3 protein-coding genes are annotated in these 2,346 nt (G+C 51.0%); 2 read left to right on the top strand and 1 reads right to left on the bottom strand.

Annotated features, from left to right (window positions below):
* On the bottom strand, nt 1-377 hold a 377-nt coding region (locus AC6F7T_RS12395; RefSeq protein ID WP_500719288.1), incomplete at its 3' end, for a BON domain-containing protein.
* A 151-nt stretch (nt 378-528) separates the two neighbouring features.
* On the opposite strand from AC6F7T_RS12395, the gene AC6F7T_RS12390 reads away from it, so the two are divergent.
* Nucleotides 529-1,902, top strand: a complete 1,374-nt coding sequence (locus AC6F7T_RS12390; protein WP_500719287.1) for an IS4 family transposase — start codon at nt 529-531, stop codon at nt 1,900-1,902.
* Nucleotides 1,903-1,963: 61 nt separating this feature from the next.
* Nucleotides 1,964-2,346: calcium-binding protein (locus AC6F7T_RS12385; RefSeq protein WP_500719285.1), on the top strand; the 383-nt coding region annotated here is incomplete at its 3' end.

The raw sequence follows: 2,346 nt of genomic DNA, 5'->3' as shown, positions 1-2,346 counted from the left end.
TGTAGTTCACCGACAGCGTGGGAATAATCCCAAGGCGAAACCTCGATGACCTGGATACGATTGACCACCGCTACCACGTCGCTGGTCTTCCTGGCCAGATCCCCGGCCCAGGTTCGGTAGTCGGCAGAGACGGTACGTCCGTCGAGAAAAACCACGCCTTCTTCGACCTGTACAGCAATGTCTGAAAACCATCCGGTCGCCTCCAGAATTCTGCTCAGGCGGCTGTCGATTGCCCGATCACTGGAGGCTGGCTGAACCTCGATCCGTTCGGCGACCTCGGTAGTCTCCCCGATTAAGGACGCTCTACTTTCCGGGGCAGGTTCCCTTTGGCCAAGAGCGGAACACACAGTAGTGATGATAAATAGCAGCTGGAACACAAGACCCAACCGAACACCATAGAAGCTGGCAGCTCAACTTTCGCAGGCGAAATAATGTCTTAACATGTTGAAATAATTAAACAAAAGCATCACCAACTGTAGTAAAATAGGTTATCGCCAAACAACCTGTCACTTACAAGGAGATGATGCTTTGAATCAGATTGTAGCAGAGACTGTTTCATGTCAAAACCAAATTAATTCTTTCTTTGACAATCAGCGTATCGCACTATTACTGAAGCAAAGCAACATGGCCAAGCAGGCTGGCATTGCACCCGTTGTGGTGATGCGGATGATCTTCAGCCTGGTTTTTACCGGCAAGAATCTTTTCCGCTATCTTCAGGCCGATGCTTCTGGCCGTGAGGTCGGCAAGGACACCATTTATCGCTTCCTCAATTCGGTCAATACCAACTGGCGCAAGTTTCTGCATTTGCTCTGCGTCGCAGTCCTCAACAAAAAAATTCTGCCTTTGACGTCAATCGATACGCCCAAGGTTTTCATTGTTGATGACTCGCTCTACAACCGCAATCGGAGCAAAAATGTCGAGCTTCTGGCGCGTGTCCATGACCATAACGACAATCGTTACTACCGCGGTTTCCGCTTACTGACCCTGGGTTGGTCAGATGGCTCAAGTTATTTGCCGGTCTCGTTCAGTCTGCTCAGTTCTGCTAACCAGAAAAATCGTCTGGCACCCATGGCTAAGGTTGATAAGCGGACCAACGGTTTCAAACGTCGGGCCGAAAGTGTTCGCAAATCCCCCGATATGCTTAAGGAGCTGGTAAAACAAGCTCACGATAGCAGCATCAGGGCCGATTATCTGCTTTTTGACAGCTGGTTCGCTTTCCCTGCGACAATCATTGGGCTGCTCGAACAAAAACAGCAGGTCATCTGCATGCTCAAGTCGGCTAAGACTAAATACGGCTATAAGGGGTTCGACCTCACCCTCAATGAACTTTACAAGAGTGTCCGCAAACGCTGTGGACGGGCGAAGATTCTGGCATCGGCCCTGGTCGAACTAGGTACGGATTCCGACAACGAGACTGTCATGGCCAAAATCGTCTTTGTTCGTGCTCGCGGTACCAAAAAGTGGCTGGCGCTCTTATCGACCGATGTCGAACTGGCCGATGAAGAGATCGTCAAACTCTACAAGCGACGCTGGGATATTGAGGTGTTCTTTAAGATCTCAAAGAGCTATTTGCGCCTTGCAAAAGAGTTTCAGAGTCGCAGTTACGATGCGCTGGTTGCTCATACAACGATTGTGTTTGCCCGCTACATCATGCTGGAGTTAGCCAGACGTTCGACAAGTGACCCGAGAACGCTAGGCACCTTATTTCATGCTGGGTGCGATGAACTGCGGCAAACCAGTTTTACCGAAGCCGTTACTCTGTTGCTGAACACCCTGCAGCAGTTGGTAAAGAGCTTCGGCGACAAAATCGCAGCGCCGGTCGCAGAGGCGCTGGCAGAGTTTATGGCTCGGATACCGAGCCTATTACGGCGGCCGATGCTACTTCCGGCCAGTATATTCTGAAAACTAAAGTGATATCAGTCATTTGTACCGTTTAAGGCGGTGCGAAAGTTGAGACAATAACATGTCAAGCAACAGCGGCAACAACATCTTTATTGCCGGCAGCGGCCATGACAGGATAAGCAGCGGTATCGGGGACAGTATATTCGTTGCCGGAACCGGTACGGGAACCATTATCTCATGGAGCGATTCAAACGATGTTTATCGCTTCGGACGGGGTGCCGGTACGTATCAGATCCGTGATGAAGGCGGCAATGACCGGATTGAGCTGGGAGAGGGCATTGCGCCCGTTGATGTCCTGTTGCGGCGCAATGATTCCGATCTGCTGCTGCAACTTGATACGGGGGAACGGATCACCGTAGAGGAGGTATTTGTCCCTGATACCGGCGAGCTGAATGAAGACCGTGCCATAGAAACCATCCGCTTTGCCGACGGCACCGAGTGGGA

The organism is Pelovirga sp., from assembly GCF_059864205.1.
The sequence above is the reverse complement of the archived record's forward strand: the minus strand, read 5'-3'. Positions and strand labels throughout refer to the sequence as shown.